29 protein-coding genes are annotated in these 12,694 nt (G+C 65.0%); 23 read left to right on the top strand and 6 right to left on the bottom strand.

Translation table 11 applies throughout. The features are described 5' to 3' along the window. Positions 1–23 precede the first annotated feature (23 nt). Together ACODS2_RS06710 and ACODS2_RS06705 are read left to right on the top strand one after the other, a co-directional pair. A complete protein-coding gene (locus tag ACODS2_RS06710) occupies positions 24–314 on the top strand; it encodes a hypothetical protein (RefSeq protein ID WP_488998120.1) in 291 nt (96 codons plus the stop codon). A gap of 3 nt (positions 315–317) precedes the next feature. Continuing rightward, positions 318–602, top strand: a complete 285-nt coding sequence (locus tag ACODS2_RS06705; protein ID WP_488998119.1) for a hypothetical protein — start codon at positions 318–320, stop codon at positions 600–602. A gap of 68 nt (positions 603–670) precedes the next feature. On the opposite strand, the gene ACODS2_RS06700 is transcribed toward ACODS2_RS06705, so the two are convergent. Genes ACODS2_RS06700 through ACODS2_RS06680 form a run of 5 tightly spaced genes read right to left on the bottom strand, consistent with a single transcriptional unit; the run spans position 671 to position 4,880 of the window. After that, positions 671–1,003, bottom strand: a complete 333-nt coding sequence (locus tag ACODS2_RS06700) for a hypothetical protein (protein WP_488998118.1) — start codon at positions 1,001–1,003, stop codon at positions 671–673. After that, complete coding sequence (locus ACODS2_RS06695; protein WP_488998117.1) at positions 996–1,277, bottom strand: hypothetical protein; 282 nt, start codon at positions 1,275–1,277, stop codon at positions 996–998. Before ACODS2_RS06695 ends, ACODS2_RS06700 begins: the two co-directional genes overlap by 8 nt. Further along, a complete protein-coding gene (locus tag ACODS2_RS06690; RefSeq protein WP_488998116.1) occupies positions 1,274–3,346 on the bottom strand; it encodes a hypothetical protein in 2,073 nt (690 codons plus the stop codon). Before ACODS2_RS06690 ends, ACODS2_RS06695 begins: the two co-directional genes overlap by 4 nt. Further along, a complete protein-coding gene (locus ACODS2_RS06685) occupies positions 3,343–4,614 on the bottom strand; it encodes a DUF7146 domain-containing protein (protein WP_488998115.1) in 1,272 nt (423 codons plus the stop codon). Before ACODS2_RS06685 ends, ACODS2_RS06690 begins: the two co-directional genes overlap by 4 nt. Next, the gene (locus tag ACODS2_RS06680) at positions 4,614–4,880 is read right to left on the bottom strand and encodes a helix-turn-helix domain-containing protein (protein WP_488998114.1); all 267 of its coding nucleotides are present in this window, start codon (positions 4,878–4,880) and stop codon (positions 4,614–4,616) included. Before ACODS2_RS06680 ends, ACODS2_RS06685 begins: the two co-directional genes overlap by 1 nt. 95 nt (positions 4,881–4,975) lie before the next feature. On the opposite strand from ACODS2_RS06680, the gene ACODS2_RS06675 reads away from it, so the two are divergent. The 21 genes from ACODS2_RS06675 to ACODS2_RS06575 all read left to right on the top strand — a co-directional run bounded on the left by ACODS2_RS06675 (position 4,976) and on the right by ACODS2_RS06575 (position 12,196). Next, entirely contained in the window at positions 4,976–5,335 is a 360-nt protein-coding gene (locus ACODS2_RS06675; protein ID WP_488998113.1) for a helix-turn-helix transcriptional regulator, read from the top strand. Positions 5,336–5,423: 88 nt separating this feature from the next. After that, positions 5,424–5,837: a hypothetical protein gene (locus ACODS2_RS06670; protein WP_488998112.1), complete on the top strand. Its 414-nt coding sequence runs from the start codon at positions 5,424–5,426 to the stop codon at positions 5,835–5,837. Beyond that, positions 5,834–6,016 carry a hypothetical protein gene (locus tag ACODS2_RS06665; RefSeq protein WP_488998111.1) on the top strand — a complete coding sequence of 61 codons (183 nt, stop codon included), beginning with the start codon at positions 5,834–5,836 and terminating at the stop codon, positions 6,014–6,016. The genes ACODS2_RS06670 and ACODS2_RS06665 overlap by 4 nt, the downstream gene beginning before the upstream one ends. 4 nt (positions 6,017–6,020) lie before the next feature. Continuing rightward, complete coding sequence (locus tag ACODS2_RS06660) at positions 6,021–6,155, top strand: hypothetical protein (protein ID WP_488998110.1); 135 nt, start codon at positions 6,021–6,023, stop codon at positions 6,153–6,155. Further along, the gene (locus tag ACODS2_RS06655) at positions 6,152–6,487 is read left to right on the top strand and encodes a hypothetical protein (protein WP_488998109.1); all 336 of its coding nucleotides are present in this window, start codon (positions 6,152–6,154) and stop codon (positions 6,485–6,487) included. The genes ACODS2_RS06660 and ACODS2_RS06655 overlap by 4 nt, the downstream gene beginning before the upstream one ends. Beyond that, a complete protein-coding gene (locus ACODS2_RS06650; protein ID WP_488998108.1) occupies positions 6,477–6,824 on the top strand; it encodes a hypothetical protein in 348 nt (115 codons plus the stop codon). Before ACODS2_RS06655 ends, ACODS2_RS06650 begins: the two co-directional genes overlap by 11 nt. Then, a complete protein-coding gene (locus ACODS2_RS06645; RefSeq protein WP_488998107.1) occupies positions 6,821–7,396 on the top strand; it encodes a hypothetical protein in 576 nt (191 codons plus the stop codon). Before ACODS2_RS06650 ends, ACODS2_RS06645 begins: the two co-directional genes overlap by 4 nt. Then, the gene (locus tag ACODS2_RS06640) at positions 7,393–7,815 is read left to right on the top strand and encodes a hypothetical protein (RefSeq protein WP_488998106.1); all 423 of its coding nucleotides are present in this window, start codon (positions 7,393–7,395) and stop codon (positions 7,813–7,815) included. The genes ACODS2_RS06645 and ACODS2_RS06640 overlap by 4 nt, the downstream gene beginning before the upstream one ends. Beyond that, positions 7,812–8,165, top strand: coding sequence for a hypothetical protein (locus ACODS2_RS06635; protein WP_488998105.1), 354 nt, complete (start codon positions 7,812–7,814; stop codon positions 8,163–8,165). Before ACODS2_RS06640 ends, ACODS2_RS06635 begins: the two co-directional genes overlap by 4 nt. Continuing rightward, positions 8,162–8,356, top strand: coding sequence for a hypothetical protein (locus tag ACODS2_RS06630; RefSeq protein ID WP_488998104.1), 195 nt, complete (start codon positions 8,162–8,164; stop codon positions 8,354–8,356). Before ACODS2_RS06635 ends, ACODS2_RS06630 begins: the two co-directional genes overlap by 4 nt. Then, on the top strand, positions 8,353–8,568 hold the full coding sequence (locus ACODS2_RS06625) for a hypothetical protein (protein WP_488998103.1): 216 nt from the start codon (positions 8,353–8,355) through the stop codon (positions 8,566–8,568). Before ACODS2_RS06630 ends, ACODS2_RS06625 begins: the two co-directional genes overlap by 4 nt. Beyond that, positions 8,565–8,933, top strand: coding sequence for a hypothetical protein (locus tag ACODS2_RS06620; RefSeq protein WP_488998102.1), 369 nt, complete (start codon positions 8,565–8,567; stop codon positions 8,931–8,933). Before ACODS2_RS06625 ends, ACODS2_RS06620 begins: the two co-directional genes overlap by 4 nt. Then, positions 8,930–9,340 carry a hypothetical protein gene (locus ACODS2_RS06615; protein WP_488998101.1) on the top strand — a complete coding sequence of 137 codons (411 nt, stop codon included), beginning with the start codon at positions 8,930–8,932 and terminating at the stop codon, positions 9,338–9,340. The genes ACODS2_RS06620 and ACODS2_RS06615 overlap by 4 nt, the downstream gene beginning before the upstream one ends. Beyond that, entirely contained in the window at positions 9,337–9,534 is a 198-nt protein-coding gene (locus ACODS2_RS06610; protein WP_488998100.1) for a hypothetical protein, read from the top strand. Before ACODS2_RS06615 ends, ACODS2_RS06610 begins: the two co-directional genes overlap by 4 nt. Continuing rightward, positions 9,531–10,241 (top strand): DNA methyltransferase, encoded by a 711-nt coding sequence (locus ACODS2_RS06605; protein WP_488998099.1) that lies wholly within the window; start codon positions 9,531–9,533, stop codon positions 10,239–10,241. Before ACODS2_RS06610 ends, ACODS2_RS06605 begins: the two co-directional genes overlap by 4 nt. Further along, the gene (locus ACODS2_RS06600) at positions 10,238–10,921 is read left to right on the top strand and encodes a hypothetical protein (protein ID WP_488998098.1); all 684 of its coding nucleotides are present in this window, start codon (positions 10,238–10,240) and stop codon (positions 10,919–10,921) included. The genes ACODS2_RS06605 and ACODS2_RS06600 overlap by 4 nt, the downstream gene beginning before the upstream one ends. 43 nt (positions 10,922–10,964) lie before the next feature. Further along, positions 10,965–11,198 (top strand): Acb2/Tad1 domain-containing protein, encoded by a 234-nt coding sequence (locus tag ACODS2_RS06595; protein ID WP_488998097.1) that lies wholly within the window; start codon positions 10,965–10,967, stop codon positions 11,196–11,198. Positions 11,199–11,264: 66 nt separating this feature from the next. Then, positions 11,265–11,501 carry a DUF2312 domain-containing protein gene (locus ACODS2_RS06590; RefSeq protein ID WP_488998096.1) on the top strand — a complete coding sequence of 79 codons (237 nt, stop codon included), beginning with the start codon at positions 11,265–11,267 and terminating at the stop codon, positions 11,499–11,501. Positions 11,502–11,506: 5 nt separating this feature from the next. After that, positions 11,507–11,752: a Lar family restriction alleviation protein gene (locus ACODS2_RS06585; RefSeq protein ID WP_488998095.1), complete on the top strand. Its 246-nt coding sequence runs from the start codon at positions 11,507–11,509 to the stop codon at positions 11,750–11,752. A 1-nt stretch (position 11,753) separates the two neighbouring features. Next, positions 11,754–11,927: a hypothetical protein gene (locus ACODS2_RS06580; protein WP_488998094.1), complete on the top strand. Its 174-nt coding sequence runs from the start codon at positions 11,754–11,756 to the stop codon at positions 11,925–11,927. 17 nt (positions 11,928–11,944) lie between these two features. Then, positions 11,945–12,196, top strand: a complete 252-nt coding sequence (locus tag ACODS2_RS06575) for a hypothetical protein (RefSeq protein ID WP_488998093.1) — start codon at positions 11,945–11,947, stop codon at positions 12,194–12,196. Positions 12,197–12,283: 87 nt separating this feature from the next. Here the strand turns inward: ACODS2_RS06575 and ACODS2_RS06570 are convergent, their stop codons facing one another. Next, on the bottom strand, positions 12,284–12,607 hold the full coding sequence (locus ACODS2_RS06570) for a hypothetical protein (RefSeq protein WP_488998092.1): 324 nt from the start codon (positions 12,605–12,607) through the stop codon (positions 12,284–12,286). Positions 12,608–12,694 lie beyond the last annotated feature (87 nt).

The following is a 12,694-nucleotide window of genomic DNA, read 5'->3' as shown; positions in this document are numbered from 1 at the left end:
CGCGCCAGACAGGAGAATGAAACATGAGAACCTACATCATCGAAAAGACCAAGCACGGCATGTTTGCCATTCGCGCCGAAGGCGATCAGTCGCCGGAGCCGCTTTGCTGGCGCAATACGCGGCGGCTCGCTGAAAAGATGGTTGACCACTACCAGCGCAGCGATTTGGCTAAGTATTCACTCGAAATTCTAGCCGCGCTGCGCAAGGCGCAAGACTTGCTGCGCGATCTCGAAGCGCCCGCCCACCTTGAAGACGGCGAGGCGCTGGACGAAGAGATTTCCGCGCTCCTCGCCCGCATCGATGGGGATGCCTGAACCATGGCCTACGCCATCCGCTATCGCAGCGCGTCGGATACCGGCATGCTGGTGGAAATGACCAGCCCCGCGCTGCTCACCCACATCCGCAATCAGGAAGCCTCTCAGGAGCGCTGGGAGGCCTACTGGGATACGCCCGAAGGCGTGCGCACCGGCACGCCGCCGCCCGAACCGTCATGGCCGCAATTCGATCCTGTCAGGGCCTCGCAGGCACACGATTGGGTCCGGGCAGACATGCCCCACGAGACCACGCTTTGGATCGATCAGGGCAGGATCAGGAAGGCCTGACCAAACCACCCGCCACCCACGCAAAAGGCCCCGCCGCACCAGCGCCGGGGCCTTTTTGCATCATGCGCTCAAGGCGTTTCGCGCGGCTTCACAGTGGTTTTCCGAAGCGTCGGATTGATACGCAGCCCCGCACCGCGCACCAAAAGCGTCCTGTACGCTTGCTCGCCCGCATCGGTCAGCACGTAGGCATTGGCATTGGCCAGCTTGCGGAACAGGCCGCGCCGCTCCAGCCAAAGCAACGGCGTGGAATAACCGAACAGAACCAGTTCGTCCCCGTCCAATCCATAACCCAACTGCCGCGTGCGATAGCCCCGCCCCTGCACAACGATCTTGTCAGGGTGGCTGCCCGCCAGCCAGATGTACTGCTGCTGCCGCTCTGTCAGCGGCTTGCCGTCACCCACCGCCACAACTCCCGCCGCGCGCCGCGTCCGCCAGCACTACGGCCGCCTGCGCTTCCAGCAGGGCATTGGGCAACCCTTCCAGCGCGGAATAACTGAACGACACGCACCGCCCGTCTTTGTCATGCACGGTAAAGCACATCCCGATCATGTCTGGCCCGCCATAGGCGGCAAGCCGATCCTTGAAATAGTCCAAAGCCTCGCGCTGCACGTCGGCCACCAGGTCCAGCCCCTCGCGGATCGGCAGCACCGCCGCGCCCTCCGGCTCGCCGCTCATTCGCCGCCCCCCTTGCGCTTGCGCTCTTCCCTGATCCGCCGCACCGCTTCAGCGTGGCCCAGCTCCTTCGCCGCGATCGCAATCTCGATCTGCTCGGAAAGGTCCACCAGGTCGAGGAACGCCGCCAGCGGGATCAGCGTGCAAGCGCCCTGCCACCCGCCGATCTTGGGTATCTTGCCCTTGATCGCAGGCATCTGCCCCGTCTCGTGGCCAGCCTTGTTTCGCACCACATGCACCAGGCGCGAAAGCGCATCGGGCCACCGCCCCTGATTGAATTCGGTGGCCTTGTAGATTTTTGCCATGCCCTCGTGCGTCGGCCCCGCGATGCACAGATACCCGGTGCCCAGGTCAGTCATTTCGATCACACCGGCCTTGCTGGCGGCATGGTCCGGCTTCAGATTGCACAGCCGCATGCCGTGGGCGGCCAGCTGGGTCCGGGCAAGGTTCCACCCCGTCTCGTCATCGGTGCCCAGCGCGATGATCCCGCGCTCGATCCACTGCCCCACCGTCTGCTGCACCTGCCCGCCGCTCGATGGCAGGTGGCTCGATAGCAGCGTTGCTACCGCCCGTTCGGGATGGTCGATGTTCTCGGTGCGCAGCGTGCTGATCAGCGGCACGATCGCCGCCACGATTTCCTTCACCCGCGCCGGATTGTCAGCATCCTTGCCAGCCTCACTCGCCGCGTCCGGGGCATCTTCAAACAGCGCCAGGTCAGCGCATGCCAGCGCCGTGGCATAGCAATCGCGCTCGCGCCCCGTGCTGCCCCGCCGCGCCATCTCGCCCTCGTATGCCTTCAGCGTCGCGGCATAGCGCGGCCATTGTTCGGCAAGCCGCCGGTGCAGCTTCGGCCCCATCTCGCCAAACCAGTCCGGGCACACATAGGCCTGCGAAGGATCAAGCCGCACGCCGATTTCGGCAATGATCATGCGGTTGCGCTCTTGCGGCCGCATCTTCGGCGGCAGCACGCTCGATCCCTGAAAGCTGGAATAAAGCTCGGTCTTCACCGCCTTCTGGTCTACGCTCGATCGCAGCTTGCCGCCGCCGTCAAAGCTGCGCAGCATCAGGTTGTACATCCGCTTGATGTAGCCCGGATCGTCTTCCTTGCCCTCCAGCTCGTCCAGCAGCACCGCGATGCGCGCCTTGCCCATCTCGGCCGTGATGCCCGCCTCGCTGGGATCTTCGGGGCTGATGAACCAGCCTTCGCCGATCAGGTCTTTCAGCCGCGCCAGCAGCGTCGATTTGCCCTGCTGGGTCGGCCCCGTCACCAGCAGCGCCGGGCGGCGAAACAGCGCGCCGCACAGTTTCGCGCTCATCGCCCAGCCAAACACCAGCCAGGCATAGATATCCACATTGTCCGCCGGGTCCGCCGGATCGCCGTCCAGCCTCACATGCGTCGGCCCCTTCCAGTTCCACCCGCCCCGGTTGATATGGTCAAGGCAGTCCCATGCCTCGCCCCGCGTCGCCGCCTTGTCGGCGGGGCGCACCAGCTCGTCGTCCAGCGGGAAGATCATCCGCTCGTAAAGCCCTGGATGCCGCACATAGAGCGGGCGCACCGCCCCATTGCGCGGTTCGCCCGCAATCACCAGCTCGTCCCCGCAATGCAGCACCAGCGCGCCCTTGCGGCTCGCATGGCTGCCCCGCTGGCGCTCGGCATCGTCGATCTTGATCCGGCCCTTGGCTTGGCAGGCCGCGATGATGGCCTTTTGCGCCTTGTCCTGATCCAGCTTGCCTTGGATGGGCTGGCCATCGCGCATCATCGGGAATTTGTCCGTGATCCAGCCCGGCGTGAACAGTGAATAGAGCTTGCCCTTGACCAGTTTGTCGTCGGTCCAGCGCAACTGAAACAGCGAATCGAGGAAGTAAAAGTTATCCCCGTTGACCCCCAAAAAGGTCACCGGGCAGTCCGGCCCAAAGCCCCCGCCGGTCGGATCGCGCATGTCATCCGGCTCGCCCCGCTCCACCGGCGCACCACGCGGCTTGCTCTTCCGCGCCGCCACCTTGCCGCGCATGTCAGGCAGCACTTGGCCTTCCGCCCCGCCGCCCGTCGCGTCCTCCCCCGCGCCGCTCATGCCAAACCGGCCTTCGCCATGGCTTCCTCGCTAAAATCCTTGAACCCCGGCGAGGGCCACACCGCCCGCACAAAGTCCGGATCGTCCCGCCGCGCCTGGTGCGCCGCCACCGCCGCTTCAAAGCTCGCCGCCGCGCTCTCGTTGTCCGCCGCGTCGCGATCGGCGATGAAGCACACGCCCCCGGCCTGCTCGGGCAGCCACACGTTGGCCATGTTCGCCAGGCTCACCGCCGCCCCGATCCACGCGCCCGGCTGCATCACGGCATAGTTGAGCGCGTCCTCGATGCCTTCGGAAAAGTGCGGCACCGTGCCCGGCGGGATATCGCGCAGCCGCTTGCCGCCCGCGCCCTTGCGCAGCGGGATATACCCGCCCACCTCGTGATAGGTGCCCAGTGTCGCCTTGTGGCTCTTGATCTTGCCCGTCAAGCCAAGGTGGCGCGTGCCCATCACTTCGGGTTCACCCCGGATCACCCGCACTTCGCCTTCCTCGTCCACTTCTTCCAGCTCGAGCCGGATCAGCTTGTGCTGCACCACGCGGCCAGTCCGGCTCGCATGGTCCCACCCGCTGATGTCGACGTAGGTGCGGTGCACCGCCACAATGTCGCCCTCGGGGCCGAACACCGCCGCCAGCATGGCAGGATATCCGATCCAGCTCGGATAATGCGATCGGATTGGGCACCCCACGTCAGGCCGGTATCGCAGCGCTCCCGGCCACGCGCCAAGGCTGCGCCAGCCCGGCACGCGCCATTGCAGATAGGCTTCCGCCGGCGTGCCGTGGATCGGCACCGCGCCGTGCCACAGCGCCTGCGCCCGGCTGCGCTTCTTTGCCGCCGCCGCGCTGGTGTCCACCTTGGCCTGCGCTGCGCGCGCCTCCGCCTCGCGGGCAAACCGCGCCCGGTCGGCATCGCTCACATTGGCAAGGCCAAGGCTCTGGCGCAGCGCCTTGATCGCCTCGCCGAAATTGCCCCCGTATTTCTTGGCAATCACCAGGTCCAGCATCTGCCCGCTGCGGCCGTGCTCGCCCCGTTGCAGCTTGAACGCGGTCCAGTGCCCTTTCAGCGTGCCGTCACGGTTGATCTTCATCGATTGGCCCGGCTCGCCTTCAAGGCTGCCCACTTCCCAGAACCGGCCCGCCTGCCGCGCCCCGGAAAGATACATTGGCACCAGCTCGTCCACGCGGTCATTCAACCTGCGGCGAATCTCCGCCAGCTCGGCCGCGCGTGCGGCCTGCTGCTCTGCTGTCAGCTCGCGCCGTGCCCCTTCGGCCATCACGCAGCATCTGTTTCCGGGTAAAACACATCGGCATTCACCTTGCCGCCCGTCACCTGGCGCAGCCGCGCCATGTATCGCGGGCGCGGCCGCCGCTTGCCCGTCTCCCAATTGTGCCACACCTGCCGCGTCGTCCCCACCTTGTCCGCCGCTTGCGCCAGCGAAAGGCCTTGCGCCATGCGCCAGGCACGCAGCGGGTGGCAGGTGCCCGGCAAAGACAGGGCGGCCGTCGTGTCAATGCGATCGATGCTGTCAGGATGTGTCATAATGGTTCGTGTAATGGTTTCGATTACACGTTGACAAGCCCCCGTCATCAATTACTCGTCTAGCCATGGTTTGTGATGTCATTCATCTCCTGCCTATGGACAAGGCACCCAACCGCATCCGCGCGATCCGCATGGCGGAAAAGCTGTCGCAGCAGGCGCTGGCCGATAAGGTCGGCGTCTCCAAGGTCACGATCAGTTCGCTCGAAGTCGGCCGCATGCAGCTCACCCTGGATTACATGAAGCGCATCGCCAGCGCCCTCGGCCTCACGCCCGTGGATTTGCTGCTGGAGGAGGAACAGAACGCATTCCTCCGGGAAGAGGAGATGGAGCTGGTTCGCGCCTATCGTGCCGCCACCCCGTTCCAGCGCGATATGATCCACCGCGTTGCCGAACCGCGTGATCCGGTGCCCTTCGCCGATCCGGCAAAAACCGCTGATTCCGATCGAGCGGCATAGGCGTGTTATCGATCCGATAATTTTTGCGCTTGACCTTGTAATCAATTCGAGAACATAACACCTCCGTTCACCCGAACGGAGGTTCTCGATGTCTGTTACAAACATCGCCGATTGGCGCGCCGGTCCGGCCCCGGCCAATCCGCCAGCCACGCAAACCGTTACCGAACTCGGCCAGCGCGGCCAGTTCTGCGGCGTGATGTACGTCGCCCGCCAGCTTCGGCTCACGGCGGTCGATATCCGCACCGTCGTCCACCACATCCGCGCGCACATTCGCGCGTCCGGCTTCCCCCCGCCGGTCACCTCGCGCTTGCGCGCCGGCATGCCCGTCCATGGTGCCGATGCCGTCACCCCCAAAAGCGAATGGCTGCGCACCGCCGTCGACGCTTGGGTCGATGCCCGCTACGCCGGCACCCTGCCCGATAGCCTCCCGGCGGATGCCACCCGTGCCGGCCGCGTCGATGCGATCCTCGCCGAACGCTTCACCGGCAAGGTGCAGGCATGAACGCCCTCCACCAGCAGCAGGCTGATTGGGATGCGGAAATGCCGCCGCCCCCGCCGCCGTCTACCGCGCTGCTCGCCCCCGGCATGGCGCGCGCTCTGCCCTACACGCTGCTTATCGGCTTTGCCGCGCTCTATGTCGGCGCGGTGCTGGCCGATGCCGCCCTCCGGTTCTGGGGTTAGGGCGATGCTTCACCCGATGCCGCCTGAAAACCCGCGCCCCGATCTGCTCGATCTGGCGCTGTTCATCGTCGCCATGGTCGCCGTCGCGGTGCTCACCGGCTTTGCCGCGTGGGTGGCGGGGTGGAGCGGCACGGCATGAGCGCCGCCATGGATCAAACCACGTTCGATGCGGAAGAGCTGGCCGATTTCACCCAGCGTCTCTTGGCAGACAGCGCCTTGCGCGAAGTCCTGGAGGCCCGGCTCGATCAGGTTTTGGTCCATGGTCACACCGCGCAAAGCGATGCGGGCATGCCCGTGCGCTACTTCGTGGGGGAGCTGCTCCGCCGCGTCCAGGCCCTCGCCGATGGCGAACACTTCCAGCAGGGCCACGCCCTCCAGCGCCGCCGCGCGATCAAGCTCGCCGCGCTCTCCCTCGTCCTCCTCCAGCGCCTCGATCTTGAGGCTGAAAAGGAAGCCAATCATGGCCGATGATCCGTTTGCCGGTTGCGACAATAGCGCCGCTCGCGTCCTTGATGCCGCCGATCACACGATCAGCCCACTGCCCTTTGTCACGCAAATGCCCGGCGGGCAGGTTTCGCTGCCTGCAATGTGGTTCTGCACATCGCTGTTCACGCTGGAAAGCGGCCCGGTCCACATCCTGCTCCAGCTCCAGCGCCACCGCCTGATGCTGCACGAAGCCTTCACCCCCGAAGGCGCGCGCCTGCTCGCGGCCGAGCTGGTCAAGATGGCCGATGCCGCCGAAGCGCAGATGCTCGAACGCAGCAACGCCCAGCTTGCCGCCACCCTCGCCAAGGGGAAGGGCGCATGAACGCGCCTTTGCTCTCCGATCTGCGCGAACCGCCCGTGGTCGGCCGGTACTACATGGTGCCTGTCATCAAGTATATCTGGCATGGCCGGTGGGATCACTGGCCCGTGTTGGGGCCGCTGCACACGGATGCCGATCACTTCAACTTCCCGCACCGGCATTACCATGTCGATGTTCGTTTCCTGTCAAAGAGCCGGATACGCTGGGCCGCCAAGCGGGCAGGTGTCTTTCGTTTGCACGATGAAGATTGGACCGCGACCGTAGCCAATGCCGCCACAGTTGCGACTGGCTATCCGCTGTTTCATTTCGCGCATCCGCACCGGCGAGGCAGGCCGGGGCTTCAACGGCTCATGTGCCGGGTTGATGCTCTTCCGTTTGTGTTGGGCGGCAACAAGCTCATGCAGGCCCTGCGCGCGGCCTATCCCGATCCAGCCCAACCCATTGCCAAATCCGATGGCCGCCTGCTCTGCCCGCACCGCAAGGTTGATCTGTCCAGCTTCGCGCCCGATGCCGATGGCATCGTCACATGCCCGATCCATGGCCTGCGCGTCCAGTGCGCCAAGGTGGCAGCATGAACGCCATCCCCGCCCCGTTCGTGTCGAGCCCCTCGTCTTCGCTCGGGATGAACTTCCGGCCTGAAGGGCCGGAAGTCGAGACACCGGCCTGCACCTGCCCCGGCTGCGGCACGCCCTTCGCCCCCGGCGGGCGCGGCCTGGGCAAGCGTTTCTGCTCCGATCCCTGCCGCCGCAGCTTCCACGCTGCCACGGTCAGCGATGGTCAGGCCCTCGTGTCCTACGTGCAGGCCTGGACGAAGACCCGCCACGCCAAACCCGGCACCCGCGAAGCCAAAATCTGTGCCTTCGCGCGCCAGCAAATCACCGAAATCGCCAACCTGCAACTGGAACGCGCCGTCGATGCTGGCCGCGATCCCGTCGCCTACGTCGCCGCCCTCATGGACAGCGGCACCCGCTACATCGATCGGACGCGCAAGTGAGCGGCACCTTCTCCGATGGCCCCGGCCTTACGCTGGAGCATATCCGCAAGGCGATGGAGCTAGTGAAGGACCTGCCGCCAGCGCCCTTCTTGGGCAGCTCTGCCATGTTCCCAAAGGACCATGCATGGCGCTTTACGCAAGACGGCCGCGAGTACGTTCTCGCTCATCCCGATTTCTGGGCCAAGGTGCCGACTTGGACGCTGAACAACCCGCTCAATCCGTGGTCGATCCGCATCCACGATATCGATAGTCCGCTGGGCGAACGCGAGCGCGATCACATCACGGCCGTTCTGCGCAAGCAGACCGCGATCTTGTTGGGCAAGCCCGAAACGCTCGAGCAAGGCGCATGACCGACGCGGACCCCACATGGAAGCCCGCCACCTGCACCGATTGCGGCGCGCCGTGGCCCTCATGGTCGCTCGATGGCCCCACCGGCCCTTGGCGCTGCATGTCCTGCCACACCGTCTCCGCCCGCGCGCCGCGCCCCAAGGCCCCACCCATCGCGCCCGCGCCCTCCAGCCCCCAAGGAAGCTTGTTGTGAGCAACAACTTTGAAGCCGCCATTCTTGATGCCCTGCGCGCCGAAACTGGCAAGCTGGTCGAGGCCGAAATCGCCGCCGCGAAGGATCGTCTTGAAGCCGCACTGCGTGAGGCAACGGCCAAGGTCGTGCTGACCGTCTTCTCCGACATCCGCGTGGAACGGTACGGCGCAGAGCTGACAATCCGCGTCAAGACGGAAGGGCTTGGCGCATGACCGATCAGCCGCCCACCTTCGACCAGTTCACCCGCTGGCTCTGCCCACTGTGCAACGAACCCGGCATCGATAGCTGGAACAAGGCGTTGCACGATGGCATCGATCACCACGGCAACTATCCCAACCCGTGGATACTCGGCGATGATTGCCAAAGGTGCTGGCACCCGATCACGCTCGCCTACTTTGCGCAAGATGAAGCCCCGCGCGCCATCGCCGGGCCGAACGATCATTCCTATGATTATGAACCGGCTGCCATGGCCGAGTTTCAGGCCAAGCGCGCTGCCGGGGTGGAGCTGCTGCCTTCCGCATCCCGTGACTCCGATTGGAGCCGTGGCTGCCTCGCCGCGAAAGGCGATCTGCAATGACCGCCCCCCTCACGTTCGCGTCAAGCGAAGTCCCGATGCCTGCCGCCTGCGCCGTCTGCGGCTGCACCGAAACCCGCGCCTGCGGCGATGATCTGCGCGGCCCCTGCTGGTGGGTCGGCGAAAGGCTGTGCAGCCACTGCGCCCAGCCCGATGCCCGGCGCGGCCTCGCCCTGGTCGCGGCCAGCCAGCTTTCCGAAGTCGTGGCAGAGCTGCTGCGCTTCTCGCGCGAAGGCGATCAGGAAGCCTTTGAACCCTTCGCGCTCGATCCGGCGCAGAACACGGCCGATGCCCTGCGCGCCATTCTCCGCATAGAGCGCGCCGCCATGCCCCCGCCGGGCACGCTCGATCCCGATGAACACGGCCAGCTCATTTCCGCGCTCGCCCGCTTTCTGGATGGCTGGGCATGAGCATCCGCCCAGCCTTGGCCGATCCGCCACCGCCCCCAAACGCTGTGCTGATTGCCGCGTTCAATCGCGGCGCGGCACGCGGCCGCATCGGCGCGAAGCACTACCGCGATGAGTGCCCCTATGGCGAAGACCGCCCTTGGCAGCGCGATGCCTGGCTCGCCGGGTATGATGAAGCATGGGCGCCCGCGCCATGACCGCTCCCCACACCGTCCGCATCGGCCCCGCCACGCTCATTCTGGGCGATGCCTATGCCATCCGCCCCACCCTTGGCTGGTTCGATGCCGATGTGATGGACCCGCCCTATGAGTTCAACAACAGCGGCGGCGGCGCCTGGCGCAAGGCGCGCGGCAACAGTGATCGGATCGTGGCCGAAGGGCTGACCGAAGGGTTTGATCGCTTCATCATCAACCCCATGCTCTGCGGCGCGGTCGTGGTGTTCTGCCACAATGATCAATTGCCCCGGCTGCTCCCCTATCTCGATGGCAGCTTTCACCGCTTCGCCTTGTGCGCCTGGACGAAGCCGAACCCATCGCCCCACCGCAACAAGCACTATCTGCCCGATCTGGAGCCCTACATTCACGCCTGGAATCGCGGCTTCCATCCCGTGGGCGAACACCACGATATGCACCGCCACGTCTCGGCCCGCGCGCTCCCCTCGAAAACTCATGATCACGGCACCGTGAAGCCGGATGATGTGATGGTGAAGATCCTCGCCAACGTGAACGGCCGCACCGTCTGCGATCCCTTCATGGGCACCGGCAGCACCGGCGTCGCCGCGATCCGCCTGGGCAAGCGCTTCACCGGCATCGAACACAACGAAAAGCACTTCGCCACCGCCGTGAAGCGCATCACCGAAGCGGTAGACCGCCGCTTCCCCAACTGGAGGAACCTTGCCGCATGAAGGAGCTATTTCGATACTCGACCACCGACGCTGGCTTGAAGTTCAGCATTGCCGAAAACGAGTTTGGCAATCTGCTTTTCACCGACCATCTTCGGCGCGTAGCGGTTGCTTTGCCCCATACTGCGGAACGCCCGCTTTATGCGCTCCTCGCCGAACGTGGTGTAGACCACCCAGCCTCACCGGCCGATCCCGCCGAAGGCCCTGCCAAGCCCAATCCGGCACACACCATTCGCGTTTCCGGCGATTATGTCATCCAAGACCCGTTCGTGTCGAGCGAAGTCGAGACACCCGCGCCGCCGCGCGAAAGCGGCATCGCTACCGATCCCTTCGACGTGATGAAGACCGCGTTGATGGACGCATGCCCCGCGCTGGCGGCCATCGCGCCCATGGAGGATATCGACCAGCTCACGGCAGCCGCCTGCGCCGCCTACGGTCGCCACCAGACGGGCGAGGCCTATGGCCTGCCGCCCTATGAACCGCCCGCCTGCGGCACCCGGCACCTGCTGGCAGAGCGCTTCCTGCGCCTGCTGGACAAGGGCACGCCGTTCGATGCGCTGCCATCGGGCGAGAATTGGGCTGTGCTGTCCGAAGCTGTCGATGATGCAGGCGTCGCCTTCGCCCGCGAAGCCCTCGTCCGCGATGCCAAGCCGCACCTCGACGACGAAGACCTGCCCTTCTGATCCCGCGCCGGGCGGCACCCGGCAATCCAGCGAAAGCACAGCAATGAGTGACACACTGACATTCGGCCAGAAGGCCGTTGGCCTCACCTTCAATCCCAGCGGCGATGATGCCGTGGCCATGTGCAAGGCGCAGTTTGCGTCTGCCATCGATCAGATGAACGATTTCCGCAACGCGCCGGGCACCACGCCCGAAGCCAAGCGCCTCGCCAGCATCGCCATCACCGAAGCACAGGGCGCGCAGATGTGGGCCGTCAAGGCGCTCACCTGGCGCGATTGATCCCGCCCAGCGGGTCGCACCGGGGCCGGTCGCGTTGACCGGCCCCACAACCTCAAAGGAACAACCATGGCCGATTCCACAGACGACCGCCTCCGCCTCCTGATCGAACGCATCGAGCGCTTGGAGGAAGAAAAGAAGGGCATCGCCGACGACATCAAGGACGTCTACGCCGAAGCCAAGGCCACCGGCTACGATCCCAAGATCATGCGCGCCATCGTCCGCCTGCGCAAACTCCGGCCCGATGATCGTCGAGAACAAGACGCCATCCTCGATACCTACAAATGCGCACTGGGGCTGGAGTAGGGGCGATGGGAGAAGACTTGAAACCTTGTCCGTTCTGCGGAGCACCTGCCAAGTTTGGCATTGTAACCGAAGGCGGCGAAGCCAATCCTGATTTTGGCGGCCACTTCATTCAATGCACGAACGAACGCTGCCACGGCTGCATGGGCCTTCGATTTGCGTGCGGCGATGATCCGAAACCGGCCTTGCGTGACGCTTGGAATACTCGCTTCAGCCGCCCCATCTGCGACGAAACCGAAGGGGATGGAGCGTAACATGTGCAACGCATGCGGCTTCCTCTGCTGCGGCTCCGATGAACTCGGCGGCTGCGGCTGTGAACATTGCGGCGAAGAGGCATGCCTCGACGTCTGCGAGCACTGCGGCGAGAACCAGTGCGACGGCTATTGCGGGTCGGATGACGATCTGGAGTATCTGGACGATCCGGTATGAAATGGCCCCGATGGCTCATGGCTTTTGGCGAGTTTCTTTGTCCGCCAATTCCGCCAATCATCACGATCGACACCATGGTCAACCGCCCGTCCTCACCGCTGGAACAGGCATGCTGTGGCAATTGCCACTTTCATCAGCCCTTCGGCAACGGAATGGGCGAATGCCGGCGCTACCCGCCAGTGCGCTACGGCGACGGCAATTCGCAGCACTGTCCATGGACAAGGACGGGCGATTTCTGCGGCGAACATCAGCGCAAGCGATCCACATGACCGAGCGCCGCAAATCGATCTGCGGCCGCGATCCTGCGGCCGGGTCGGGGTCCTGCTATTTCTGGTGGGAAACCTGCCCGGCCAAGGTCAGGGATTGCCACGCGCGCCATCGCGGGGCGGGCGGATCAGATGATACCTGGCAAGCGTCGCGGTCACAGCCCACGAAAGCAGCCTCGCCCCATGATAGGCTCCCAGGTATTTGAGCACGAAATGCAGCACGCTCGCCCAGGCCAGCCCCTCATACCGCAAATCGAGCGCCAAGCCTGCGATGAACAGCATTCCGTAAGCCCGCGCAAAGGCATAGCCCGTTTGCCTTACATCGCGCTCCATCACTTCGGACCAGCCCTTGGCCAGTCCACAAAGCACGATCAGCAGCAGGTAGTATTCGGGATTGAATACATCATCGTCCATCGCCACGCCCCCGTTTGTTGACCGCGCCGCCGCCATCTACCACACATTCCCCCTATTGCGCCCCTGACGTTGACACAGGAGTACGCC

This window comes from Novosphingobium sp. FG137 (assembly GCF_057809735.1).
Note: the sequence above shows the minus strand (reverse complement) of the source record. Positions and strands in the feature narration are given on the sequence as shown.